This is a genomic window from Bradyrhizobium betae (assembly GCF_008932115.1).
GTDB classification, from domain to species: Bacteria; Pseudomonadota; Alphaproteobacteria; order Rhizobiales; family Xanthobacteraceae; genus Bradyrhizobium; species Bradyrhizobium betae.
Map to the genome: position 1 here is coordinate 2,755,324 of NZ_CP044543.1, position 24,893 is coordinate 2,780,216.

A 24,893-nucleotide genomic window follows, 5' to 3' on the forward strand; every position below is an offset into this window, starting at 1 on the left:
TCAGACTGTGGCTTGCGCCGAAGTGATCGGCCCTGTCGCCAGCCGGATCGTTTCCGGCACGGCGACGAGAGCGCAACGACGAAAGCGACCAGGTCGTGATGCCGCTGTTGTTGCTTGACTCCGCGGACCCGTCCGTGGAGCTTCGCGGCCTCGAAATCAGCCGCCCGCAATGGACGACACGACCAACAGCACCGACATTCGCCTTCGTGAAGGCGCCTCGATCGCGCAGCGGCTGGTCATGTCCGGCTTTGCGGCGGCCGTCGCGCTGTGCTTCACGCCGGGCCTGTTCACGCACGACACCCTGGAAATCATCATCTCCGTGGTCGCCCTCCTGGTGGGGACGGGGTTCGTCATTGGCATCATGATGGCGCCGGCGGTGGTGTGGATCATCACACCAAACGAAATCCTGATCGGGCAACAAAGTCCGTTCGGGAAGCTCCGCACGCGGATCGTCGCGAAGGACGACATCAGCGGATTGCAGGTTCCTGGAAGCAAGCGGGTGAAGGCCCGCTTTCAGCTCGTCTTCACGCTTGTCTCGGGGGAGCGCCTGACGTCGCCGCCGATCTCCGACGTCACCCATGTTCGTGACACCGTGTCCCGGATCGCCGCGCAGTTCGACGTCCCCAATGTCGAGGACCCCGTCAATCCGCTCGATGCCAGCAATGCCGAGATGCATCTCGGCGAGCCGCTCGAAGCATTTTCCGCGCGGGACATCCGGATCGTCGCGCTGATCGCCGTCGCGCTGTGCGCCGTGCCCTACGCCTACAAGCTCTGGCGCGGATGGCCGCCCAGCCATGTCGACATCCTGCTGCTGCCGCTCGGCGCGCTCGCCGCGTTCGCGGTTTACAGATACGCAAACCTCGTCACCGGAGCGTTCTGGATCATCCGCGAGGGCGATATCCGCGTCGAACGCCTGTGGGGCGACGGCACGCCGCGCGCAGATCATATCGAGGGGAACCAGGTGAAGACGATCTCAGTCGACCGCCGCGGCCGGTCCGAGGACGAGCACTGCATCGTCACGATCCGGTTGCGCTCGGGCAAGCGGTTTCGCAGCCCCCGGATCGGGTCGAGGATCGAGGCCCGCGCGGTGGGCACCGAAATCGTGCGGCGGCTGGGGATCGCGCGCGAGAGCAACAGGATTTAGTCCCGACTGCCTCCACGCCGTCATGGCCGGGCTCGTCCCGGCCATGACGGATGCAGATTCGACAGGCCATCCCCGGAGGAATGTCGCCGACACTGCTTTTCGCGCCATCCCCTGCTTGTGGCATTGCGAAGGGCTCGTCAAAAAACCAAAGTATTCTCGTGACATAACAGCCGGGTGTGCCATCAACTTGCCATGAAGATGGCCCTGAGATTTGATGGTTCCAGATGATTTTGGCCTTGGCCGCGGGGAGAGCCTGAAATGACGGATTTTCGTCGCCTGACCGGGATGTTTGTGGCTGCGATCGGCCTGATCCTGTCCGCGCCCCATGCTTACGCCCAGCAGCCCGATCGCGGCGACGAGCCGGGCCTGGTCGCCGACGACGCCTATGAGCTCGATCCGGAATGGCAGAAGCAGGTCGTCTACTTCCGCACCACCGAAGCACCTGGCACGCTCATCATCTCGACCGCCGAACGGCATCTCTATCTGGTCCAGCCCGGTGGCCGCGCGATCCGCTATGGCATCGGCGTCGGCCGCGATGGTTTTCAATGGCAGGGGCTGGTGAACATCACCAACAAGAAGGAATGGCCGGACTGGACGCCGCCGCCGGAGATGATCCAGCGCCAGCCCTATCTGCCGCGCTTCATGGCCGGCGGCCCCGGCAATCCGCTCGGCGCCCGCGCCATGTATCTGGGCACCACGGTCTACCGCATCCACGGCACCAATCGGCCCGACACGATCGGCACCAAGGTGTCCTCGGGCTGCTTCCGGCTGGTCAACCGCGACGTCGCCGATCTCTACGATCGCGTCCCTGTCGGCACCAAGGTGGTGATCCGTCAGAAGCCCGAACTCTGATCTCCTCGCTTTAGCGAATATTCCTTTTCCCGATTTTTCGAGAGAGCAACATGATGCGCACATTTCGAGGCGGCCTGCTGATCGGGCTCGCGGTCGCCGTGCTGGTCGCCGTCCTGGCCATCATCTATGAATTCTACGACACCCGTACCCTGAAGCGCACCGTTCGCCGTGGCGAAGTGCTGTGCGGCGTCAACAAGGGCCTGCCGGGCTTCTCGATTCCCGACGACAAGGGCAACTGGACCGGCTTCGACGTCGATTTCTGCCGCGCCGTGGCCTCCGCGATCTTCAACGATCCGGGCAAGGCGAAGTTCGTTCCGCTCGACGCCGGCGAGCGTTTCAAGGAATTGCAGAGCCGGAAGGTGGACATCCTCTCGCGCAACTCGACCTGGAGCATGGCGCGTGAGCTCGACTACGACCTCTATTTCCCGGCGGTCGCCTATTACGACGGCGCAGGCTTCATGCTGCCGCGCGCGCGCAACAAGGAAACCTCGCTGGACCTGACCGACAGCAAGGTCTGCGTGCAAGCCGGGACCACCACGGCGCTCAACGTCGCCGACTACTTCCGTGCCAACAACATGAAGTACGAAGAGGTGAAGTTCGACAAGCTGGACGACGTGGTGAAAGCCTACGACACCGGCAAGTGCGACACGCTCTCCGCCGACGTCTCCCAGCTCTATGCGCTGCGGCTGAACTTGTCGAAGCCCGGCGACCACATGATCCTGCCGGACATGATCTCCAAGGAGCCGCTCGCCCCGGTCGTGCGCCAGCGCGACGACGACTGGATGATGATCGTGAAGTGGACGCTCTACGCGATGATCAACGCCGAAGAGCTCGGCGTCACATCGGAGAACATCGACGAGGCCCTGAAGTCGAAGAAGCCGGAGGTGATGCGGCTGGTCGGCACCGAGGGCAATTACGGCGAGCAGCTCGGCCTCACCAAGGACTGGGTCGTCCGCATCATCCGTCACGTCGGAAACTACGGCGAGATGTACGAGCGCAACATCGGCGAGAAGTCCAAGCTGAAGATCCCGCGCGGGATGAACCAGCTGTGGAACGCAGGCGGCGTGCAGTACGCGCCGCCGATGCGGTAAGTCCTTCGCTCGACGAAAGCTGCATTCTCAAACGTCATGCCCGGGCTTGTCCCGGGCATCCACGTTTTTGAGACCGCTAAGAACGTGGATGGCCGGGACAAGCCCGGCCATGACGAGCTTGGGGCTGGCACCCTCCACACTCTCAACTGTCATCGCCCGGCTTGACCGGGCGATCCAGTATTCCGAGACGTCAATCGTATGCGGAGAAGCTGCGGCGTACTGGATCGCCCGCCTTCGCGGGCGATGACACCGCGTGTGAGACGAAGGTGCGCCTCAATATCCCCGCGTCCGCGCCAGCTGCTCGGTGTGGTAGTTCGCGTCCCCGAACAATTCCTCGCAGACCCGCGCGCGCTTCATGAAGAAGCCGATGTCGAACTGGTCGGTCATGCCCATGCCGCCATGCATCTGCACGCCTTCCTGCACCGCGCGCGTGGCGGTGGTGCCGGCGCGGGCCTTGGCGACCGCGACGCTTGATGCGGCCTTGGCGACGTCGGCATCCAGCGCCTGCAGCGCCTTCATCGTGGCGGCGCGGGTGATCTCGATGTCGACATAGAGCTCGGCGGCGCGGTGCTGCAGCGCCTGGAATTCGCCGATCAGCTTGCCGAACTGCTTTCTGTTCTTGAGGTACTCGACCGTGCGGTTGAACACTTCCTCGCTGAGGCCGACCATCTCGGCGGCGACCGCGCCGCGGCCGATGTCGAGCACGCCGTCGAGCAGGGCAGCGCCCTGGTCGACTTCGCCGAGCACGCTGTCGGCGGTAACCTCGACATTGGCAAGCTCGATCCGCGCCGCATTGTGCGCGTCGACCATGATCGTGCGCTCGATCGAAACGCCCTTCGCCCTGGGATTGACCAGGAACAGCGTCAGGCCGTCGCGTTCGCCGGCTGAGCCCGCAGTGCGCGCGGCGACGATGAAGAGATCGGCGACGTGGCCGTCGACGACCAGCGCCTTGGCGCCGCTCAGCTTGAAGCCGTTGCCGGCGCGCACGGCCTGAAGGCTGGTCTGGAGCGGACGATGCTTTGCGCCCTCGTCGATCGCAAGCGTCGCGAGCAGCGAGCCGTTGGAGATCTTCGGCAGATATTCCGACTTCTGCGCGGCATTGCCGCCACGGTTCAGCGCCGAGGCCGCAACCACGCTGGTGGCGAGGAAGGGCGACGGCATCAAGGTGCGGCCGATCTCCTCCATCACGACACCCGCCTCCATGAAGCCGAGGCCGCTGCCGCCGAACTCCTCCGGCACCAAGAGGCCGGCAAAGCCCATCTCGGCGAAGGCGTGCCAGAGCTCCTTGGAGAAGCCGGTGGGGTCCTTGGCATCGCGCAAGGAGCGCAAATGCGACACCGGTGCCTTGTCGCTGATCAGCCCGCGCGCGGAGTCGCGGAGCATCGATTGTTCTTCGGTGAGGACGAGGGCCATGTGCGTGTTTCCGATTCGAAATCTATTTGTCGTCGTCATTCCGGGATGCGCCGCAAGGCGCAGGCCCGGAATCCATCGGGCGGCAGAGTTGGTGGATGAATGGATTCCGGGCTCGCGACTTCGTCGCGCCCCGGAATGTCGGAAAGGCTTACGCCCCCGGCAGATCCAGGATGCGCTTGGCGACGATGCCGAGCATCACCTCCGTGGTGCCGCCCTCGATCGAGTTGGCCTTGGTGCGCAGCCAGGCGCGCGGGCGGGCGCCCTGCTTCGAGCGCTCGCTCTCCCATTCCAGCGCATCGACACCGCCGGCGGACATCAGGATTTCGTAGCGGCGCTTGTTGAGCTCGGTGCCGTAATATTTCATCGCCGAGGAGAATGCCGGATGCGCCTGGCCTGCCTTGGCGAGATCGACGGCGCGCTCGGCGCAGGCGGCAAGGGCGGCTTCATCGACGTCGAAGCTGGCGATCCTGCCGCGCAGCATCGCATCGTCGAGCTTGCCTTGCGCATCGGAGCCGACGGAGTCGGCCGCGATCTGGCCGAGCGGGCGACCGACGCCGCGCTCACCCATCCCGGAGATCATCGCGCGTTCGTGCTGCAGCAGATATTTCGCGACGTCCCAGCCGCGGTTGACAGTGCCGACCACATGCGATTTCGGCACGCGGACGCCGTCGAAGAAGGTTTCGCAGAACGGGGAATAGCCCGAGATCAGCAGGATCGGCTTGGTCGTCACGCCCTTGGAGGTCATGTCGAACAGGATGAAGCTGATGCCGTCGTGCTTCTTCGCGCTCGCGTCGGTGCGGACGAGGCAGAAGATCCAGTCGGCGTAATTGGCGTAGGAGGTCCAGATCTTCTGGCCGGTGATGACGAAATCGTCGCCGTCACTCTCGGCGCGGGTCTGCAGCGAGGCGAGATCGGAGCCGGCGTTCGGCTCGGAATAGCCCTGGCACCAGCGGATCAGGCCCGCGGCGATTTTCGGCAGATGCTCCTTCTTCTGCGCCTCGTTGCCGTATTTCAGCAGCGCCGGCCCGAGCATCCAGATGCCGAAGCTCGACAGCGGCGGACGCGCGCCGATCCGCCCCATCTCGGTGCGCAGCACCTTGTGCTCGGCGGCGCTGAGGCCGCCGCCGCCATATTCCCTCGGCCAGTCCGGCACGGTCCAGCCCTTGTCGCGCATGCGCTCGAACCAGATGCGCTGCGGCTCCGAGGCGAATTTCGTGTTGCGTCCGCCCCAGAATACATCGGCGTCGGATGTTGCGGGCTTGCGCATCTCCGGCGGGCAATTGGCTTCCAGCCAGGCCCGCGTCTCGTTGCGGAATTTTTCGAGATCGGCGCTCTCAGTCTCGCTCATGGTCGTTTCCATCATCACAACTTGTTGGGTGCGACTCTGAGCCATCGCCCCGTGGAATTCAACCACTTCCGCAGGCCGCATTCGGCTATAGTCGCAGCGACGGCGAGCTTGAAAACAAAGAGGAAACGACAATGCGCCTGAAACTTCTTTCGCCTGGCGAAATGAACGAGAGCCAGCGGCAGACCTATGACGAGTCGATTGCCGGCAAGCGCGGCAAGCCGCCGGCGCCGATGATGGCCTGGCTCAACAGCCCCGACATGGCCCGTCACGCCACGCGGCTCGGCGAGGTGCTGCGCTACGACACGATCTTCCCGGCCAAGCTTTCGGAGATCGCGATCCTGGTAACCGCGCGGCACTGGACGGCGCATTACGAATGGTACGCGCATAAACGCCTCGCGCTGGCCGGCGGCATGGATCCTGACATCATCGACGCCATCCGCGACCGCCGCACGCCCGTGTTCGACGATCCCAAGGGCCGGATGATCTACGATCTCGCAAAATCGCTGCACGAGGGCCATGGCGTCGAGAAGGGGCTCTATGACGAGGCGGTGAAGCTGCTGAGCGAACGCGGCGTGGTCGAGGTGATCGGACTGTGCGGCTATTACACGATGGTGTCGATGACGCTGAACGCCTTCGCGTTCGAGCTGCCGGAGGGCGAGACGGCGGAGCTGTCCTAGTCGCTCATTCGGAAACGATGGGTTTCGGGACAGGCTGGTAGCGTCGTCCCGAAGCCGGGCCTATGTGGAGTTTATCAACGGAGCACCACCATGTCGCAGAGCCCAGCCGTCGCCGCCGGCACCAGGATCGGCCACGTCCACCTCAAGGTCGCCGATCTCGATCGCGCGCTCGGCTTCTATTGCGGCGTGCTCGGCTTCGAGCTGATGCAACGGATGGGCTCCGGCGCGGCCTTCATCGCGGCCGGCGGTTATCACCACCACATCGGGCTCAACACCTGGGAGAGCAAGGGCGGCTCGCCGCCTCCACCCGGCACGACCGGGCTGTTCCACACCGCGATCCTCTATCCGACGCGGCCGGCGCTGGCGGATGCGCTGCATCGGGTGCTGTCGGCGGGCATCGCGCTTGACGGCGCCAGCGACCATGGCGTGTCCGAGGCGTTGTATTTGCGCGATCCCGACGAGAATGGCGTGGAGCTGTATTGGGACAAGCCCAGGGAGCAGTGGCCGTTCGGGGCGGATGGCAAGCTCGCAATGTTTACGAAGAGGCTGGATGTCGAGGCGTTGCTGAAGCAGCGGGAGGCGTGATGCCGCAGGGGCACGATCTCGTAGGGTGGGCAAAGCGGAGCGTGCCCACCAATCCTCTCAGCACGAACGGAGAATAAGATGGTGGGCACGGCGCTATGCGCCTTTGCCCACCCTACGAGAGCTTCGCTCTGCCGCGCACCATGATCAAGGCCGCCGCGACCACCTCCAGCGCAACACACAGATAGAACGGCAGCGCATAGCCGCCCGAAAAATCCCGCAAGGCCCCGACCACGCCGGGGCCGAAGGCGTAGGTCACCTGGTTGATCGCGGTATTCAGGCTGATCAGCACGCCGAACGAGGAACTGTCGAATTCCCGCTGCACGATCAGCGAGGGCAGCGTGATGAGGTTGCCGACCGAGAAGCCGAACACCGCGCAGGCCGCGATCAGCACATAGTCATTGTGCAGGTTGATGACGACGAGAAGCGCCGCCGCCTGGCTCAGGAACGACAGCGCCGACGCCAGCCGCTGGTTGAGGCGGTCGATCACCATCGAGAACAGCACGCGGCCGACCACCGCCATCGCGGTCAGCACGGCGACCGCGATGGCCGCGCGCTCGCGGCCGATCACCGGATCGAGGAACGAGATCAGGTGCACGATGAATCCGACCTGCGCGAACAACACCAAGGCAAAGGCGATGGTTACCGTGAGGAAGCCGACATCGCGCAGCGCCCAGGCGCGGATCTGCGCCGACGATTGCGGCTTTGGTCTCGCCGTCGCAGGCCAGCCGTGAAGATCGGGCGGGCGACCGACGAGAAAAAGGATCACCGGCAGCAGCAGCACCAGCATGGCGCCTGATGCGGCGTACATTGCACCGGCGAAGCCGATGTGGCCGATCAGCGTCACCAGCAACGGCACGCCGACGATGCCGCCGAAGCTGGCGCCATTCAGCGCCAGGCTGATCGCCATGCCGCGCTTGTGGTCGAACCACAGGCTGATCGTGTTGGTGATCATGGCGAGACTGGTGCCGGCCCAGCCGAAGGCGAGCACGGCGTCGGCCAGATAGAGCTGCCAGGGCTCGCGCACGGCGCCGATCGCAACGCTAGCTGCCGCCATCGCCAGCGTGCCGGCAATCAGGCACAGCCGCGGGCCATATTTCCGGACGGCTTCGCCGACGAAGACGACGAGCAACGCGCCGAACAGATAGAAGAACGTGGTGCCGGAGGAGATCAGCGAGGTCGGCCAGCCCCGGGCGCGCTGCAGCTCGGCGACATAGACGCTCTGGCCGTAGAAACCGAGCCCCCAGCCGAAGGTCGCGAGCAGAAAGCAGACCGCAACGATGCGCCAGCCTTCGTAGCGGAGGGAGGATTCGTCGATCGTGGGCTGTTGAGGATTGTCGAGCATTGCCGCTTACTCCGTCATGCCCGGGCATAGCCGTCTGAAGGACGGCGTCGCTTCCGCTCGCCTATGCCCGGGCATCCACGTTGTTCGATCCGCGCCCAAGACGTGGATGGCCGGGACAAGCCCGGCCATGACGACATCTAATTAACTCTCCTCAGAAAATCACTTCGACAGCGATCGAAGTATCAACGTTGCTGACAGCCTCCCGCCAAATCAGATTGCGTCCGGGAACTCGCCCATCGCGGCCTCAAGCCGAGCCCGGCGACGGCGCGCATACGAGACGAGCGAGAGCACGACGAGGCCCAGCACCACGGGCGGGAACACCACCATGTTCACCGCCGACCAGCCGTAGTTAGCGAGCAGCTGCCCGGAGGAGAACGAGCCGATCGCCATCATGCCGAACACGAGGAAATCGTTGAAGGCCTGCACCTTGTTGCGCTCCTGCGGGCGGTGCGTCTCCAGCACCAGCGCGGAGGCGCCGATGAACGAGAAATTCCAGCCGACGCCAAGCACGATCAGCGTGGCCCAGAAATGCATCGCGGTGATGCCGGAGAGGCCGATCGTGGCGGCGCCCGCCTCGAGCAGCAGGCCGGCGGCGACGATGCTGGGTGCGCCGAAGCGCGCGATCAGCGCGCCGGTGAAGAAGCTCGGGCCGTACATCGCGACGATGTGCCACTGAATGCCGAAATTGGAATCGGACACGCTGAGGCCACACAGCTTCATTGCGAGCGGCGCCGAGGTCATCACCAGATTCATCATGGGATAGGAGACGATGCCGCACAGCGCCGCCGCGATGAAGCGCGGCTGGGTCACGATGGTGAGCAGCGGACGTCCGCCATGCAGGTCGGCCGGTGCCGGCTTCGGCATGTCGACGCCGGCGACGATGCCCATCGCGATCAGCGCGACCGCGGCCTGCACCAGGAAGCTGAAGGCGAACAGATAAGGCTGCCAGACATCCATGGTCCATTGCACCAGCTGCGGCCCGAGCACGCCGGCGAACACGCCGCCGGCCATCACCCAGGAGACGGCCTTCGGCCGGTACGCCGCGCTGGCGCCGTCGGCCGCCGCGAAGCGATAGGACTGCGCCACCGCGCCGTAGAGGCCGCCGAGAAAGGTCGCCACACAGAACAGCGCGAAGGAGCCGTGCAGGATCGCGAACGAGCCCAGCAGGCCGGTCAACGTCCCCAAGCCGGTGCCGATGACGAACGCGGCGCGGCGGCCGAAACGACGCGAGATCGCGCCGGTCGGCAGCGTGCCGGCGGCGAGGCCCACCACATACATCGAGATCGGCACCGTCGCGAACGACATGTCGGGCGCGAGCGTGGCGCCGACGATCGCGCCGGTGGCGAAGATCACCGCCGAGTTGGCGCCCGTCAGCGCCTGCGCCGCGGCGAGGCGCACGACATTGGCACGCACGCGCGCGTCGGCGTCGATCTCGTTGGCTGAAGTCACGTCTAGCATCGGCATTTCCGCCCGAAGGTCTTTAAAGGGGTTTTGTTGATTCCCGGCACTATGGAGCGGTGCGGGAGCGCGGACAACCGGCGCAAACGGGCGCGGGCCATGCCCCTGACGCAATCGGCGGCATGATAGCCGGCCGCGCTCTTGACGGCTTGCGCTCGATCAAATCCTATCCGCCGCATTCTCCAGGAGTTTCGTTCATGTCCGTCGACGACAGGCCCACGCTCAGCGCTCCCGACGACGATCCCTGGCTGTGGCTGGAGGAGATCGAAGGCGAGCGCGCACTCGCATTCGTCGAACGGCAGAACCGGCTGACGCTCGACGCGTTTGGTGGAAAGGCCTTCGCGCGCGACCGCGACATCCTCGCGGCGATCTACGACCGGCCGGACAACATTCCCTATGTCAGCCGGCGCGGCACCGATCTGCACAACCTCTGGAAGGACGCCACCCATCCACGCGGCCTGTGGCGGCGCACCACGCTGGCGGAGTTTCGCAAGCCCGAGCCGGCGTGGGAGACCATGCTGGATATCGATCAGCTCGCCGCGCAGGAAGGCGCGGACTGGCTGCTGAGCTCCATCACCACGATGCCGGGACACTCGCGGGCCATCCTCGGTCTGTCGCGCGGCGGCAGCGATGCCGTGACGTTGCGGGAGTTCGACCTCGACACCAAGAGCTTCGTTGCGGAAGGTTTTGCGCTGCCGGAGGCCAAGGGCGGCGCCGACTGGCTCGATGCCGACACGCTGCTGCTGTCCAGCGCCCATGGCGAGGGCATGGCGACAAGCTCCGGATATTCGCGAACCGTTCGGCTGTGGCGGCGCGGCCAGCCGCTTGAACAGGCGCAGGTGATCCTCGAGACCACCGCAGATCACATGGCGCTTTCCGGAATGACCGACGACACCGGAGCGGCGCCACGGGTGTGGATCATCGACCAGATCGACTTCTTCAACCACGCCATCCGGCTGCGCGATGCGGCCGGCACCACGACGAAGCTCGATCTGCCGACCGGCGTCTGGATGCAGGCGCATGGCGACTGGTTCGCGATGAAGCTGCGCGCGGACTGGCTGGTCGACGGCCGATCCTATGCCACCGACACCGTGCTCGGCATGTCGCTCTCGGCGTTCCTCGCTGGCAGCCGCGATTTCGTGGTGCTGTTCGAGCCTGAACCGCGGCGCGCCCTGCAGGGCCTGTTCTGGGCGGGCGGCAGACTGGTGCTGTCGATCCTCGACGAGCTCAAGCCGCAATTCGAGATCTGCACGCCATCCGCTCACGGCTGGAGTCGCGAGTCGCTTCCCGGCCTCCCGCAGATCGGCGTTGTCGACATCTGGCCGCTCGACCGCCATCCGTCCGAAAGCAACGGCGATTTGCTCGCCAATGTGCAGGACCCGCTGACGCCGCCGTCGCTACTGTTGATCGAGCCCGGTATCGCCAGCCCGGCCGTGCTGAAGCAGGCGCCGAAGACATTCACGGCGGATGGTCTCGTGGTGACGCAGCACGAGGCGATCTCGATCGACGGCGAGCGCATTCCTTATGTGCAGACGGGTCCCGCGCGGGAGACCGGCGATGCGCCGGTGTACATGAGCGCCTATGGCGGCTTCGCCCATTCGGTGAAGCCGTACTACAACCCGTCGCTCGGCAAGCTGTGGCTGGAGCGCGGCGGCACCATTGTGCAGGCGAATTTGCGCGGCGGCGGCGAGTTCGGCACGCGCTGGCACGATGCCGGCCGCCTCGCCGGCAAGAAATTGTCGCACGACGATTTCGCCGCCGTGGCCGCCGATCTCGTGCGCCGCGGTGTGACCAGGCCAAAGCGCATCGCAGCGCAAGGCGGGTCGAACGGCGGCATCCTCATCACCAACATGCTGGTGCGATACCCCGAGCGCTTCGGTGCGCTGTTCTGCACCATCCCGCTGATCGACATGCGCCGCTACACCAAGCTGCTCGCGGGCGCGAGCTGGATCGCGGAATATGGCGATCCCGACAAGCCGGATGAATGGGAATGGCTGAAGACTTACTCGGCCTATCACAACGTCAGAGCCGGCCAGCCCTATCCGCCGATCCTGATCGCCACCACGCGCCGCGACGACCGCGTCCATCCCGGCCACGCGCGCAAGATGGCGGCAAAGCTCCAGTCGATGGGCTACGAGGCCTGGTTCTACGAACCGGAAGCGGGCGGCCACGGCTACGGCAAGGACAACAAGGAGCGCGCGGGGTTTGAGGTGATCGGTTTCCGGTTTCTGAAGGACAAGATCGGGTGGAAGGACGGCGAGGGCTAGAGCGGTTCACAGATTTATTGAATCGGAAGAGATTCCGGATCAGGGGCGAATATGATTCAAGATGCTGGCTGGGCTGGAGGCCAGCATCCGATGGTCCGACCAATTTCCAACGATTTGCGTGAGCGCGCAGTCTCCGCTGTGACCAAAGGTGAGAGCTGCCGATCTGTGGCGGAACGGTTTGGAGTTGCGGTCTCTTCAGTTGTGAAGTGGTCACAGCGTTATCGAACGACCGGCTCGGTAGCGCCTGGCAAGATGGGCGGTCACCGCAAGCCCGTGCTTGATTCGCACCGCGCCTTCATCGTCGAGCGGATCACTCAGACGCCGCACCTGACGCTGCATGGTCTGAAGGCGGAGCTGGCATCCCGCGGGGTCAAGGTCTCGCACAACGCAGTCTGGCTGTTCCTGCGCCGAGAAGGGCTGCGGTTCAAAAAAAACACTGTTCGCCCTCGAACAGGCGCGCGCCGACGTCTCTCATAGACGCCAGCGTTGGCGATCCTGGCAGGCCGGACTTGATGCTGGCCGGCTGGTCTTCATCGACGAGACCTGGATCAAGACCAACATGGCCCCCTTGCGGGGCTGGGGGCCCAAAGGGGCCCGCCTGCGCGGCTTCGCCCCGCACGGGCACTGGCGTACCCTCACATTCCTCGGCGCGCTCCGCCATGACCAACTCACGGCACCCTGCGTCTTCGACGGGCCGATCAACGGCGAATGCTTCTGCGCTTATGTGAAGCATGTCCTCCTGCCAACGCTGCGCGAAGGCGACATCGTCATTCTCGACAATCTCGGAAGCCACAAGTCGAAAGTTGTCAGACAGATGATCAAGGCCGCTGGCGCCAGGCTCTGGTACCTGCCGCCATACTCGCCCGACCTCAACCCGATCGAACAGGCCTTCTCCAAGATCAAACACTGGATGCGACAGGCTCAGAAGCGCACCATCGAGGATACTTGGCGCCACATCGGTCACCTCGTCCAGGACATCCAACCACGTGAATGCGCCAACTACTTTGCTAACGCCGGTTACGCTTCAATAAAAACGTGAAACGCTCTAGCGCTTGAGGCACCCAAGCTTCCACAACGTCATGGCCGGGCTCGTCCCGGCCATCCGCGTTTTGCCGCGAGGTTCGAAGAACGTGGATGCCCGGGACAAGCCCGGGCATGACGACTTCCCGAATTATCCTCGCGAAAACACCAGCGTCAGATTGTTCGCAGGCATGTCGATCGTATCGACCAGACCCAGGCGCGCGCCGCGCGCGAGCATCTCGACGTCGCTGATATCGCGCACGCCCCAGTCGGGATTGCCTTCGCGCAAGGAGGTGTCGAACACGGCGTTGCTGAGCGCAGTGTGCTTGCCGTCGCGCTTGAACGGGCCGTAGAGCAACAGCTTGCCGTCGGCGCGCAGATAGCGGCCCGCGCCGGCGAACAGGCCTTCGGCCACGCTCCATGGCGCGATGTGGATGACGTTGGCGCAGAACAAAGCGGCAAGGCTGGTCGGCACCTGGCCGTTTTTCAGCTCGGGACACCAGTCGGGATCGGTGAGGTCGATCCGCAAGGGACTGCGGATGTTCTGCAGGCCCGAATGAACGCGCCAGGCTTCGATGCTCTTGAGGTGGCGTTGGTTGAGGTCGCTCGGCCACCAGATCAGGCCGGGGGTGTGCTGCGCGAAATGGACCACGTGCTGTCCGGTTCCGCTGCCGAGCTCGACCACGTTGCCAGTCAGACCGGCGAGATGTTTTTCCAGCGCCGCCCAGAGCGATTCGTGATTGCGATGAAACGCCGGCGCATCGAGCCGCCCATCCGACTCGACCCGTCCGCCGTCCCTGCCAAATTCGACGACATATTCAGCCAATTGTGGTCCCCTTGAAAACGAGAACGAGATAAAAACAGCATGAGCGCCCAAACGCCCTGAAAACAGCCGGCCCGCGCCCCTGGGCCTGAATCCGCCGAACAAATAATCTCTTTAGTTGCAATGCGGAAGATATTAACTCCATTTTGCCGCCTGCATAGTCTTGATTGTCAGGCGGTGCCCTTTGTGCTTTGGAGCACTATATTTCCATAAACGAGATCATCGACATAACGCCTCGGAATGACGCCTTGACCGCCTTTCCCCGGACGCCCGTCCTTTACGTCCTGCTGGCCATCGCCGCCGGCCTTGCCGGAAGCTCAGCGCGGGCGCAATCCGCCGTGACTGACGGCCAGAAGCTCGCCTTCGACCGCGGCAAGGGCAATTGCCTGACCTGCCATGTCATCAAGGGCGGCGACCTGCCGGGTACGATCGGTCCGGAGCTGAAGGACATCAAATCAAAATACCCTGATCGCAACGAGTTGATCGCGATCGTCTTCGACGAGACCAAACGCAATCCGCAGACCATGATGCCGCCGTTCGGCCGGAACAGGATTTTGACCGAACAGGAGATCAGCGCGATCGTTGATTTCCTGCAGACCCTGTGACTTCAGGCACGCCAGGAGATCTCTGATGACCTTACGCCCCCTCGCAACGCGACGCCTGATCCTTCAGGGCGCGGCCTCGGTCGCGCTGCTTGGCCTGGGCAACCTGCCGTTCGCGCCCGCGCATGCCGCGGCCAACGACAAATATCCGGAGGAAGCGTTCAAGCAGAAGGGAGAGGCAGACGCGATCAAGGCGCTCTATGGCAGGACCGCCGAGCCCTCCGACAAGGTCAAGCTGGATGCGCCCGAGATTGCCGAGAATGGCGGCGTCGTGCCGATCTCGGTGACGACGACGCTCGACAAGGTGACCTCGATCTCGTTCTTCGTGGCCGAAAACCCGAGCGCGCTCGCAGCGTCCTACAGGATTCCGGACGGCACGATCCCTGGTGTCGCCAACCGCCTGAAGATGGCCAAGACCACCAACCTGACCGCGATCGTGGAAGCCGACGGCAAGCTTTACAGCGCGACCAAGGAGGTGAAAGTCACAGTCGGCGGCTGCGGCGGCTAGGAGGATCGGTCCGATGGCATCAAGCATTCGCGTGCGCGCAACATCCAACGGCGACATCACCGAGGTGCAGGCGCTGATCCAGCATCCCATGGACACCGGCTTCGTCAAGGACGCCAAGGGCGAGCTGATCCCGGCGCACTTCATCCAGGAGCTGAAGTTCGAATGTAACGGCAAGGACGTCTTCGTCGCCGATTGGGGCACCGCCGTCTCCAAGGACCCCTACGTCAAGTTCAGCTTCAGGGGCGCCAGGAAGGGCGACGACCTCAAGATATCCTGGACCGACAACAAGGGCGGATCGGATACGATCACCGCGAAGATCGCGTGATGAGGACCCGCCTCGCCCTCGTGCTCGGCTCGGTGAGCGCCGCGCTGATCGCGCTCACCCTCGCCTCGCCGCGCGTGATCGCGGCCGACAAGGTCGATCCCGCGGCCGACGCCAAGGCGTTCCAGAACTTCTTCTTCCAGAAATTCCCCGATGTGAAGCGCGAGGACTTCGTCAACGGTCCGTATTCGATGAACGCAGACATGAAGCGGCAGTGGCAGGAGAAGGAAGAGTTCCCGCCCTACGAGTTCGCGCTCGACGCCGGCAAGGAGATGTTCGCGACGCCGTTCAAGAACGGCAAGAGCTACGCCGACTGCTTCCCGAACGGCGGCATCGGCATTCGCCAGAACTATCCCTATTTCGACGAGAAGGAAGGCAAGGTCGTCACGCTGGAGCTCGCGCTCAACCGCTGCCGCGAGGCCAATGGCGAGGCGCCCTATTCCTACGTCAAGGACGAGATGGCCTCGCTGACCGCCTATATGGCGTTCACCTCGCGCGGCAAGCCGATGGACATCAGGATTCCCGACGACCCGCGCGCGCTCGCGGCGTTCGAGAACGGCAAGCGCTATTTCTACACGCGGCGCGGCCAGATGAATTTCTCCTGCGCGAGCTGCCACGTGCAGAGCCCGGGCGAGCGCATCCGCGCCGAGATCCTGGCGCCGGCCCTCGGCATTGTGAACGCGATGCCGATCTACCGCTCCGAATGGAGCGGCATGGGCACGACCAGCCGCCGCTTCGTCACCTGCAACAGCCAGACCCGCGCGGTTCCGCTGGAGCCGCAGGCGGACGAATATCGCGACGTCGAATACTTCCTCTCCTACGTCGCCAACGGCCTGCCGATCTCGGGGCCGGGAGCGCGGCCATGAAGCTGTTACTTCCCCTAGCCATGTTGCTCGCCCTGAGCCTCGCGCCTGCGGCGCGCGCGGCAAACGAGGCGGATTACAAGGCGGCCTATGCCGCCGCCGAAGCCGCCTCCAGGGAGGCAGCCGGCATTCGCAACCAGTGGACCGTGACCGTATCGACGCTGGCGGCGGCGAAGCGCGCCGCGGACGGCGGCGATTTCGACCGCGCGACGACCGCTGCGAAGGAAGCCGAGGCGCTGGCGAAGGCGTCGATCTTCCAGGCCATGTCTGAAAAAGAAGCGTGGAAGGCGATGGAAATCCGCTAAGCTGAGATGTTGTGGAACCGTCGAACTGCCGAGAATAGGCGCGGAGAATCTGGGATGGCGATCCGCCGCCGCGATTTCCTTAAGAATGCAGGCATTGTCGCAGCATCGCTGAGCTTGCCGCGACCGGCGCGTAGCGCCGAGGCTGCGAGCATTTACGACCTCGAACGGTTCGGCAATGCGCGCATCCTGCACATCACCGACACCCATGCGCAGCTCAACCCGGTCTATGTCCGCGAGCCCAGCGTCAATATCGGCATCGGCGAGATGGCGGGGCGGCCTCCGCATCTGGTCGGCCGCGCCTTCCTGGAGCGCTTCGGGGTCCGCGCCGACAGCGCCGATGCCTATGCCTTCAGCTGCCTGGAGTTCGAGAAGTCAGCGGCGCGCTTCGGCAAGCTCGGCGGCTTCGCCCATCTGAAGACGCTGATCGATCGGTTGCGGGGCGACGCTGGCGACGGGCGTTCGCTGCTGGTCGACGGCGGCGACCTCTGGCAGGGCACCGCGCTTGCCAACGTCATGCAGGGGCGCGACATGGTCGAGGTCGCCAATCTGCTCGGCATCGAGGCGATGACCGGGCACTGGGAATTCACCTATGGCGAGCAGGTGCTGCGCGACAATCTCGAGCGCTTCAAGGGCGAGTTTCTGGCGCAGAACGTCTTCCTCACCGAGGAAGCTGCGTTCAACGACGCCCGCGCCTTCGACAACGCCACGGGGCGCGTGTTCAAGCCCTCCCTGATCAAGGAACTCGCCGGCCATCGCGTCGCGATCGTCGGCCAGGCCTTTCCTTACGTGCCGATCGCGCATCCCAAACGGTTCACGCCGGACTGGACCTTTGGCATCCGCGAGGAGGAGTTGCAGAAGCACGTCGATGCCTTGCGCGGCACCGACAAGGTCGATGCCGTTATCCTGCTGTCGCACAATGGCATGGACGTCGACCTCAAGCTCGCAAGCCGCGTCACCGGCATCGACGTCATCCTCGGCGGCCATACCCATGACGCGATCCCGCAGCCGATCGCGGTGAAGAACGCGGGCGGTACGACGCTCGTGACCAATGCCGGCTCCAACGGGAAGTTCCTGGGCGTGCTCGATCTGGCGCTCGACAAGGGCAAGGTCAGCGACGTCAGATATCGTCTGCTGCCGGTCTATTCCGAGCTGCTGAAGCCCGACCCTGCCATGGCCGAACTGATCGGCCGGGTCCGCGCGCCGCATGTGACCGACTGGTCGGACAAGATCGCAACGCCTGACCGCCTGCTCTATCGCCGCGACAATTTCGCCGGGCCCGTCGACGAGCTGATCTGCGCCGCGCTGCGCACCGAGCTCGACGCCGAGATCGCGCTGTCGCCGGGCTTCCGCTGGGGCGTCACCGCGCTGCCGGGCCAGCCGCTGACGATGGAGGATTTGCTCGCGGAGACCGCGATCACCTATCCCGAGACCTATGTGCAGGAGATGACCGGCGCAGAGATTAAGGACGTGCTGGAAGACATTTGCGACAATCTCTTCAATGCCGATCCCTATTACCAGCAGGGCGGCGACATGGTGCGCGCCGGCGGGCTCGGCTACACCTGCACGCCCAATGCCGCGATCGGCAGCCGCATCTCCGATGTGAGGCTCCATGGCGGCAAGGCGCTGAGCGCAAGCCATCGCTACAAGGTCGCGGGCTGGGCCTCGATCAACGGCCGGCAGGGCGCGCCGGTATGGGACGTGGTGGCCAAATATCTGCGCTCGGGCCGGATGTTTCAGGAGCGGCTCGGCTCAGGCGTCACGCTGAAGGGCGTCGACGGCAATCCGGGCATCGCGGGATAGGGCGGCCGGAGGCTTTTGTGGCACAGCGCAACACCACGCGCAGTGTCATTCCCAGCGAAAGCGGGGAATCCAGTACGCCGCAGCCTCTCCGTCCCCTTCGGCGTCTCTGGAATACTGGATTGCCCGCCCCAGTGCGCGATTGCGCACAAGGCGGGCAATGACAGCGGAAGGTGGAGTGAGTACCCAATCCCACCACGCGCAATAAAAATCTTCTAAATTTTCTCGTCTACACAGTGAATTGCTTCTCTTTATAATGGCCGGCGTAGTAGAATCTTCAAAAATCAATTCCACGCCGGGCCTTGCCATGATCTTCCGCCAGCTCTTCGACAGCGTTTCGGGCACCTACAGTTACGTCCTCGCCAGCCGCCCCGGCGGCGAGGCGCTGATTCTCGATCCGGTGCTGGAGAAGGTCGACCGCTATTGCCAGCTGCTGCGCGAGCTCGACCTCAAGCTGGTCAAGGCGGTCGATACGCACCTGCACGCCGACCACGTCACCGGCCTCGGCGAGCTGCGCGACCGCACCCATTGCATGACCGTGATGGGCGACCAGACCAAGGCCGACGTGGTGGCGATGCGGGTTGCCGACGGCGACAAAGTGACCATCGAGGGCCTGTCGCTCGACGTGATGTACACGCCGGGCCACACCGACGATTCCTATTCCTATTTGATGGGCGACCGCGTCTTCACCGGCGACACGCTGCTGATCCGCGGTACCGGCCGCACCGATTTCCAGAACGGCTCCTCGCGCGCGCAATACGATTCGATCTTCAACCGCCTGCTCAAGCTGCCGGACGAGACCATGGTGTTCCCGGCACATGACTACAAGGGCGACACCGTCTCCACCATCGGCGAGGAGCGGCGCTACAATCCGCGCCTCCAAGTGCGCTCGGTCGACGAATATATCGAGCTGATGGCCAATTTGAAGCTGCCCAATCCGAAGATGATGGATGTGGCGGTGCCCGCCAACATGCATGTCGGCCTGCATCAGGAGGAGCTGGAGAAGGAGGGCCGCGCGCTGAGCGCGGTCGAGGCGATCCGCGTCCTCGGCCGGCCCGATATCCTGCTGGTCGATCTGCGCGAGAGCAACGAGCGGATGAAGCACGGCATGCTCGAGGGCGCGCTGCACACGCCCTATCCGAGCGTCGAGGAGAGCCTCAAGCCCGGCGGCATGCTGCGCGAGGTCGCCGCCGCCACCGGCCGCCGCGTGGTGTTCTTCTGCGCGTTCGGCGAACGCTCGGCGATGGCGGTGGCCGCAGCGAAGCAAGCCGGATTGTCCAACACGGCGCACATCGCCGGCGGCATCGACGCCTGGAAGAAGGCGGGCGGACCGATCCTGCACGGCTGACCTCATTGCCGCCCTTGAGATAAGTCAGGCTCCCTCCATATTTTCAGGATAGGGTCGGATGACACATCATCATCCGGGAACAGCCATGGCCAGGACCGCCAAGCCGAGCGAGCCGCCGAAGATCGCGGACGACAAGGCGAAAAAGCCTCCGCCGCCGCGCGCGACCGACGACGACGATTACGAGGACGGCGACATCGCAACGCCGAAGCGCGATCGATATGGTGAGGATGACGAGCCGTTGTGAGGGGCCTTACCCTCCGATCTCGTTCCTGCGTTCTCAGGGATGATAGATGGGCCGCGCTACCTGCCATGCGCGTGCGTTCATGGACAAATAACCGCTGTCCCCGATAGTTTGCGCTCCCATCGGGAGTGAAACGGAACAATGGTCGACGTTCTCGCCGCACCGCAGCAAGGCAAGGCGGACAGCGCGCTGCGCACGCTGACCGGGATCTCGATCGCGCATTGGGTCAGCCATTTTCATCTGCTGGTCCTGCCGATGCTGTTCCCGTTCCTGAAGAGCCAGCTCGGCGTCGGCTATGTCGAGCTCGGGTTCGCGCTCACGGTCTCCGCGGTGGTGTCGGGGCTGACGCAGGCGCCGACCGGCTATCTCGTCGACCATTTTGGCGCGCGCAGGATCCTGCTGGGCGGACTGACGCTCGGAGGGCTTGCGCTGATCCTGCTCGGGCTGCATCTGAGCTACGCCTCGCTGATCGCCTGCGCCGTGCTGCTTGGCCTTGCCAACAGCGTCTATCACCCCGCCGATTACGCCATCCTCGCCGAGCACATGGATGAGGCGCGGATGGGCCGCGCGTTCTCGATCCACACCTTTGCCGGCTATCTTGGCGGCGCGGTTGCGCCGGCGATCGTTGCCGCACTCGTCACTGTGTCCGGCGGCACCGGTGCGCTGTTCGCGGCGGGTGCGATCGGCGTGCTGGTGGCGCTGCTGCTCGTCACGATGAGCATTCCCGATGCCGGCGCGCACAAGACAAAGCCCGGCAGCGAAACCGCGCCGAAGCAGGCCGTGATCACGCCGGCGCTGATCACGCTCACCGTGCTGTTCACGCTGCTCAGCCTGTCGGTTGCCGGCATCAACAATTTCGGCGTGGTGGCGCTGATGAGCGGTTATGGCGCGTCCTACTCCGCCGCGAATGTGGCTCTGACCGCGTTTCTCGCGTCGAGCGCCGTCGGCGTGCTCGCGGGCGGCTTCCTCGCCGACCATACCGAGCGCCACGGCTATGTCGCCGCCGCCTGCTTTGCCGCCAATGCGGGAATCGTGCTGCTGATCGCGCTGGTGACGCTGCCCGGCTGGACCCTGACCCTCGCGATGATGGCCGCTGGATTTCTCTCCGGCGTGATCGCGCCGTCCCGGGACATGCTGGTGCGCAACGCCGCACCTGCCGGTGCTGCCGGCCGCGCCTTCGGCATCGTCTCCACCGGTTTCAATCTCGGCGGCATCGTCAGCCCGCTGCTGTTCGGCTGGATCATGGACCAGAGCGCGCCGCACTGGGTGTTCGGCGCGTCGGTGATCTTCATGCTGGCGACGGTGGTGCTGTCGCCGTTCACGGAGCGGAAGCCGGCGAAGGCTTGAGCCGTCGGTATCGCTACGAATTCAACTGTCGTCCCTGCGAACGCAGGGATCCATAACCACAGGGAGAAGATACGGCGCGAGACTGGTCACTCCGAGTCTTCGCCAAGCTACTCCATGTGGTTATGGGTCCCGGATCTGCGCTGCGCTTGTCCGGGACGACGGCTGAGAGAAACGCGTACAACAACAAGACAAAACGGGAAGAAACACCATGAGCACCCCTGATCTCGTGATCCGCGGCGGCACCGTTGCGGATGGAAGCGGCGGCGAGCTGTTCGAGGCTGATGTCGCCATCACCGGCGGCAGGATCAGCGAGGTCGGCAAGGTCTCGGCCAAGGGCAAAGAAGAAATCGACGCCCTCGGCAAGCTGGTGACGCCGGGCTTCGTCGACGTGCACACCCATTACGACGGCCAGGTGACCTGGAGCCATGACATCACGCCCTCCTCGCAGAACGGCGTCACCACGGCGATCATGGGCAATTGCGGCGTCGGCTTTGCGCCCTGCAAGCCCGCCGACCACACCCGCCTGATCCAGCTCATGGAAGGCGTCGAGGACATTCCCGAGCCGGTGCTGAGCGCCGGCATTCCCTGGGCGTGGGAAAGCTTCCCCGACTACATGGACTGGCTCGCCAAGCGCGATTTCGACATCGACGTCGGCGCGCAGCTGCCGCACGCGGCGCTGCGCGTCTATGTGATGGGCGAGCGCGGCGCGCGGCGCGATCCCTCGACCGCCGAGGACAACGCGGCGATGGCCAAACTCGCGGGCGAGGCGGTGCGCTCCGGCGCGCTCGGCTTCTCGACCTCGCGCACGCTCAACCACCGTACCTCGACCGGCGACTTCACGCCGACCTTGAAGGCCGGCGAGGACGAGCTCACGGCGATTGCGGGCGCGATGCACAGCCAGGGCCGCAGCGTGCTGCAATTCGTGCTCGATCTCTCCACCATCCACGAAGATTTGCCGATGATGCTGCGAGTGGCGGACGCCACCAAATGCCCGATCTCGTTCTCGATCACGCAGAACGACAAGGCGCCGAACCGCTGGCGCCAGACGCTGGACGAGATCAACGCCGCAGCCAAGCGCGGCCTCTCCATCACCGCGCAGATCGCGGCGCGCCCGGTCGGTCTGCTGCTCGGCCTCGAGCTGTCGCGCAACCCGTTCCAGACCCATCCGAGCTACAAGGCGATCGCGCATCTGCCGCTGCAGGAGCGGCTGGCGCGCCTGCATCAACCCGATGTTCGCAAGGCCATTCTCAGCGAGACGGCGACCGCGACCGACGATCCGCTGTTCTTCCGGCCCAATTACGACAAGATGTTCCTGCTCGGCGATCCCCCCGATTACGAGCAGCCGCCGGAGAACGCGCTGGGCCCGCAGGCGCGCAAGCAGGGACGTCAGCCGGAGGAGCTCGCTTACGACGCCATGCTGTCGGACGAGGGCAAGGGCATGCTCTACGTGCCGTTCCTCAACTATGCCGACGGCAATCTCGATGCGACGCGCGAGATGCTGATCGATCCGCAATCGGTGCCGGGCCTGTCCGACGGCGGCGCGCATTGCGGCATCATCTGCGATGCCAGCTTCCCGACCTATCTGCTGACGCATTGGACCCGTGACCGCAAGCGCGGCGAGAAGCTCACCATCCCGTTCGTGGTTGCCGCGCAGTCGCGCAAGACCGCGCTGTCCGTGGGATTGACCGATCGCGGACTGATCGCGCCCGGCTACAAGGCCGACGTCAACGTGATCGACTACGACCGGCTGCATCTGCATCCGCCGAAGGTGCACTACGATCTGCCGGTGGGCGGGCGGCGGCTGTTGCAGGATGTGGATGGCTATGACGCAACGATCGTGTCGGGCGTGGTGACGCGGCGGCAGGGCGAGGCAACGGGGCGCCGGCCGGGGAAGCTGATCCGGGGTGCGCAGGGGATGAATTAAGCGGGGATTGGTCTGAGGCGCGAAGGCCGCGCCTCAATCTCGCTGTCGTCCCCGCGCACGCGGGGACCCATAACCACAGGGAGAAGCGTGGTGCGGAGCTGGCAACTCCGAGTCTTCGCCAAACCACGGCCTATGGCTATGAGTCCCGGATCTGCGCTTCGCTTGTCCGGGACGACAGTTGAGGTTGAGGCCGGGAGAGGAGCGCCCCCTTACGTCGGCGACACCGCGCCCTTCAACCCGGCCGGCTGCGCCGCCGCACCGCGTGTCAGCCTCGCCTTCTCCGTATTCGGCCACAGCAGCAGCAGGCCGATCACGCCGGAGCCGACCATCACTACCGCGTTGATGGTGAAGCCGGTCATGTAGCCGTCGATCATGTTGCCGGCGCGCTGGATCACGGTGCCCATCACGGCCGGCGCGATGATGCCGGAGAGCGTGTAGAGCGCGCCGTAGATGGCGATGACCGCGCCGCGCTGCGACGTCGGCGTGAATTCGCCGAGCATCGGCGGGCAGACGACATAGATCGCGCCGCACAGGCCCGAGCCGACGACAAGCAGCGCGATCTGCAAGCCGGCACCCGCGACATGCGGCATCATGGCGAGGATCAGGCCGCCGATGATCAACGGCACCGAGCCGAGCACGCCGCGCGAGATGCGCGTGGTGTAGCCGCGCGCCATCATCACCTGCGAGATCCAGCCGGTGAGGATGACGATGGTGGCGCCGAACACCCAGGGCAGGATCGAGACGAAGCCGGCCTGGCTCTGCGAGAATCCGAGGCCCTTGACGATGAAGGGCGTGAACCAGGTGAGGCCGAGCGACAGCGCCCAATAGGCGCCGAAGGTCGCGATCACGCAACCGAGAAAGGTGCGCGAGGTGAGCAACTGCACATAGGGAATCTGCGGCTCGGTCGCGGCGAGGACCTGGGTGTCCTCGAGCGGACCTTCCTTGCCGAACGTCAGCCAGGCACAGACCCAGATCAGGCCGACCACGCCGAGCGCGCCGAAAGCGTAATGCCAGGAGTGATTGACGATGACCCAGTTCAGCGCCGGCACGGCCAGGATGACGCCGAAGGCCGAGCCCTGCGACAGGATCGCGGTCGGCAGCGTGCGCTTCTCGTCGGGGAACCATTTGTAGATCGCGTGCGCGGCGACCGAGAAGGCCGGGCCTTCGCCCGCGCCCAGCACGATGCGGCAGATCAGCAGCGTGGTGAAGGACACGGCGCCGACCATCGGGAACTGCGCCAGCGCCCAGATCACCGCCAGCGTCAGCAGCACCCAGCGCGTCGGGACCTTGTTGACGATGAAGCCGACCACGATGGCCGAGATCGAGAACAGAAAGAAGAACGAGGAGCCGAGCAGGCCGAATTGCTCGGCGTCGAGCTTCATGTCGGTCATGATCGGCACGCCGGCGAGACCGACGACGATCTTGTCGGCGAAGTTCACGACCATGAAGAGAAAGAGGAGAAACGTGACGGTCCAGGCGCCCTTCGGCGTTGCGCTGGACATCCCTGCCGTCTTACCCGCCGCGGACGGCGTTCCCTGAGCGCTCATCATTCTCCCCGTATGTTCTTTTTGGCACTTTTATGATTTGGCCGTTGCCGAAGCTAACAACGGCTTGAA

General features: G+C 64.7%; 23 protein-coding genes. 17 read left to right on the forward strand and 6 right to left on the reverse strand.

The window, feature by feature from the left end; all coding sequences use genetic code 11:
• Positions 1-169: 169 nt before the first annotated feature.
• From F8237_RS13255 to F8237_RS13265, 3 genes are all read left to right on the forward strand, one after another.
• The gene (locus F8237_RS13255) at positions 170-1,144 is read left to right on the forward strand and encodes a hypothetical protein (RefSeq protein WP_151645295.1); all 975 of its coding nucleotides are present in this window, start codon (positions 170-172) and stop codon (positions 1,142-1,144) included.
• A 258-nt stretch (positions 1,145-1,402) separates the two neighbouring features.
• On the forward strand, positions 1,403-1,996 hold the full coding sequence (locus F8237_RS13260) for a L,D-transpeptidase (protein ID WP_007597994.1): 594 nt from the start codon (positions 1,403-1,405) through the stop codon (positions 1,994-1,996).
• Positions 1,997-2,049: 53 nt separating this feature from the next.
• Positions 2,050-3,087, forward strand: coding sequence for an amino acid ABC transporter substrate-binding protein (locus F8237_RS13265; RefSeq protein ID WP_151650541.1), 1,038 nt, complete (start codon positions 2,050-2,052; stop codon positions 3,085-3,087).
• Positions 3,088-3,360: 273 nt separating this feature from the next.
• On the opposite strand, the gene F8237_RS13270 is transcribed toward F8237_RS13265, so the two are convergent.
• Both F8237_RS13270 and F8237_RS13275 read right to left on the reverse strand, forming a co-directional pair.
• Positions 3,361-4,500: an acyl-CoA dehydrogenase family protein gene (locus tag F8237_RS13270; protein ID WP_151645297.1), complete on the reverse strand. Its 1,140-nt coding sequence runs from the start codon at positions 4,498-4,500 to the stop codon at positions 3,361-3,363.
• 148 nt (positions 4,501-4,648) lie between these two features.
• On the reverse strand, positions 4,649-5,848 hold the full coding sequence (locus F8237_RS13275; protein ID WP_162006030.1) for an acyl-CoA dehydrogenase family protein: 1,200 nt from the start codon (positions 5,846-5,848) through the stop codon (positions 4,649-4,651).
• Between the two features lie 131 nt (positions 5,849-5,979).
• Here F8237_RS13275 and F8237_RS13280 point away from each other — a divergent pair, with 131 nt between their 5' ends.
• Both F8237_RS13280 and F8237_RS13285 read left to right on the forward strand, forming a co-directional pair.
• Positions 5,980-6,525 carry a carboxymuconolactone decarboxylase family protein gene (locus F8237_RS13280; protein ID WP_151645301.1) on the forward strand — a complete coding sequence of 182 codons (546 nt, stop codon included), beginning with the start codon at positions 5,980-5,982 and terminating at the stop codon, positions 6,523-6,525.
• Positions 6,526-6,615: 90 nt separating this feature from the next.
• Positions 6,616-7,110: a VOC family protein gene (locus F8237_RS13285; RefSeq protein WP_151645303.1), complete on the forward strand. Its 495-nt coding sequence runs from the start codon at positions 6,616-6,618 to the stop codon at positions 7,108-7,110.
• Between the two features lie 112 nt (positions 7,111-7,222).
• On the opposite strand, the gene F8237_RS13290 is transcribed toward F8237_RS13285, so the two are convergent.
• Positions 7,223-8,452, reverse strand: a complete 1,230-nt coding sequence (locus F8237_RS13290) for an MFS transporter (RefSeq protein WP_151645305.1) — start codon at positions 8,450-8,452, stop codon at positions 7,223-7,225.
• Between the two features lie 210 nt (positions 8,453-8,662).
• A complete protein-coding gene (locus F8237_RS13295) occupies positions 8,663-9,910 on the reverse strand; it encodes an MFS transporter (protein WP_015689222.1) in 1,248 nt (415 codons plus the stop codon).
• 197 nt (positions 9,911-10,107) lie between these two features.
• Here F8237_RS13295 and F8237_RS13300 point away from each other — a divergent pair, with 197 nt between their 5' ends.
• Together F8237_RS13300 and F8237_RS13305 are read left to right on the forward strand one after the other, a co-directional pair.
• Positions 10,108-12,177, forward strand: a complete 2,070-nt coding sequence (locus F8237_RS13300) for a prolyl oligopeptidase family serine peptidase (protein WP_162006031.1) — start codon at positions 10,108-10,110, stop codon at positions 12,175-12,177.
• 90 nt (positions 12,178-12,267) lie between these two features.
• Positions 12,268-13,216 (forward strand): IS630 family transposase gene (locus F8237_RS13305; RefSeq protein WP_151650542.1). Its coding sequence is split into 2 segments (ribosomal slippage): positions 12,268-12,603 and positions 12,605-13,216, totalling 948 coding nucleotides; the frame shifts between segments, so codons are not numbered across the junction.
• Between the two features lie 132 nt (positions 13,217-13,348).
• Here F8237_RS13305 and F8237_RS13310 read toward each other — a convergent pair.
• A complete protein-coding gene (locus tag F8237_RS13310) occupies positions 13,349-14,023 on the reverse strand; it encodes a DUF938 domain-containing protein (protein WP_151645309.1) in 675 nt (224 codons plus the stop codon).
• Between the two features lie 245 nt (positions 14,024-14,268).
• Here F8237_RS13310 and soxX point away from each other — a divergent pair, with 245 nt between their 5' ends.
• The 10 genes from soxX (at position 14,269) to F8237_RS13360 (ending at position 23,277) form a co-directional block, all read left to right on the forward strand.
• Positions 14,269-14,625: a sulfur oxidation c-type cytochrome SoxX gene (gene soxX, locus F8237_RS13315; protein ID WP_151645312.1), complete on the forward strand. Its 357-nt coding sequence runs from the start codon at positions 14,269-14,271 to the stop codon at positions 14,623-14,625.
• A 22-nt stretch (positions 14,626-14,647) separates the two neighbouring features.
• Entirely contained in the window at positions 14,648-15,130 is a 483-nt protein-coding gene (gene soxY / locus F8237_RS13320) for a thiosulfate oxidation carrier protein SoxY (RefSeq protein WP_162006373.1), read from the forward strand.
• Positions 15,131-15,143: 13 nt separating this feature from the next.
• Complete coding sequence (soxZ, locus tag F8237_RS13325) at positions 15,144-15,455, forward strand: thiosulfate oxidation carrier complex protein SoxZ (protein WP_151645316.1); 312 nt, start codon at positions 15,144-15,146, stop codon at positions 15,453-15,455.
• Positions 15,455-16,318: a sulfur oxidation c-type cytochrome SoxA gene (gene soxA, locus F8237_RS13330; protein WP_162006032.1), complete on the forward strand. Its 864-nt coding sequence runs from the start codon at positions 15,455-15,457 to the stop codon at positions 16,316-16,318. The genes soxZ and soxA overlap by 1 nt, the downstream gene beginning before the upstream one ends.
• Positions 16,315-16,620 carry a hypothetical protein gene (locus F8237_RS13335; RefSeq protein WP_151645320.1) on the forward strand — a complete coding sequence of 102 codons (306 nt, stop codon included), beginning with the start codon at positions 16,315-16,317 and terminating at the stop codon, positions 16,618-16,620. The genes soxA and F8237_RS13335 overlap by 4 nt, the downstream gene beginning before the upstream one ends.
• Before the next feature lie 54 nt (positions 16,621-16,674).
• Entirely contained in the window at positions 16,675-18,420 is a 1,746-nt protein-coding gene (soxB, locus tag F8237_RS13340) for a thiosulfohydrolase SoxB (RefSeq protein WP_151645322.1), read from the forward strand.
• Positions 18,421-18,724: 304 nt separating this feature from the next.
• Entirely contained in the window at positions 18,725-19,765 is a 1,041-nt protein-coding gene (locus F8237_RS13345; protein WP_151645324.1) for an MBL fold metallo-hydrolase, read from the forward strand.
• An 85-nt stretch (positions 19,766-19,850) separates the two neighbouring features.
• The gene (locus F8237_RS36345; RefSeq protein ID WP_167527475.1) at positions 19,851-20,009 is read left to right on the forward strand and encodes a hypothetical protein; all 159 of its coding nucleotides are present in this window, start codon (positions 19,851-19,853) and stop codon (positions 20,007-20,009) included.
• Between the two features lie 138 nt (positions 20,010-20,147).
• On the forward strand, positions 20,148-21,353 hold the full coding sequence (locus F8237_RS13355; protein WP_151645328.1) for an MFS transporter: 1,206 nt from the start codon (positions 20,148-20,150) through the stop codon (positions 21,351-21,353).
• 208 nt (positions 21,354-21,561) lie between these two features.
• A complete protein-coding gene (locus F8237_RS13360) occupies positions 21,562-23,277 on the forward strand; it encodes an N-acyl-D-amino-acid deacylase family protein (RefSeq protein ID WP_151645330.1) in 1,716 nt (571 codons plus the stop codon).
• Positions 23,278-23,486: 209 nt separating this feature from the next.
• Here F8237_RS13360 and F8237_RS13365 read toward each other — a convergent pair whose 3' ends face one another.
• Positions 23,487-24,824: an MFS transporter gene (locus tag F8237_RS13365; protein WP_151650543.1), complete on the reverse strand. Its 1,338-nt coding sequence runs from the start codon at positions 24,822-24,824 to the stop codon at positions 23,487-23,489.
• Positions 24,825-24,893: the final 69 nt, after the last annotated feature.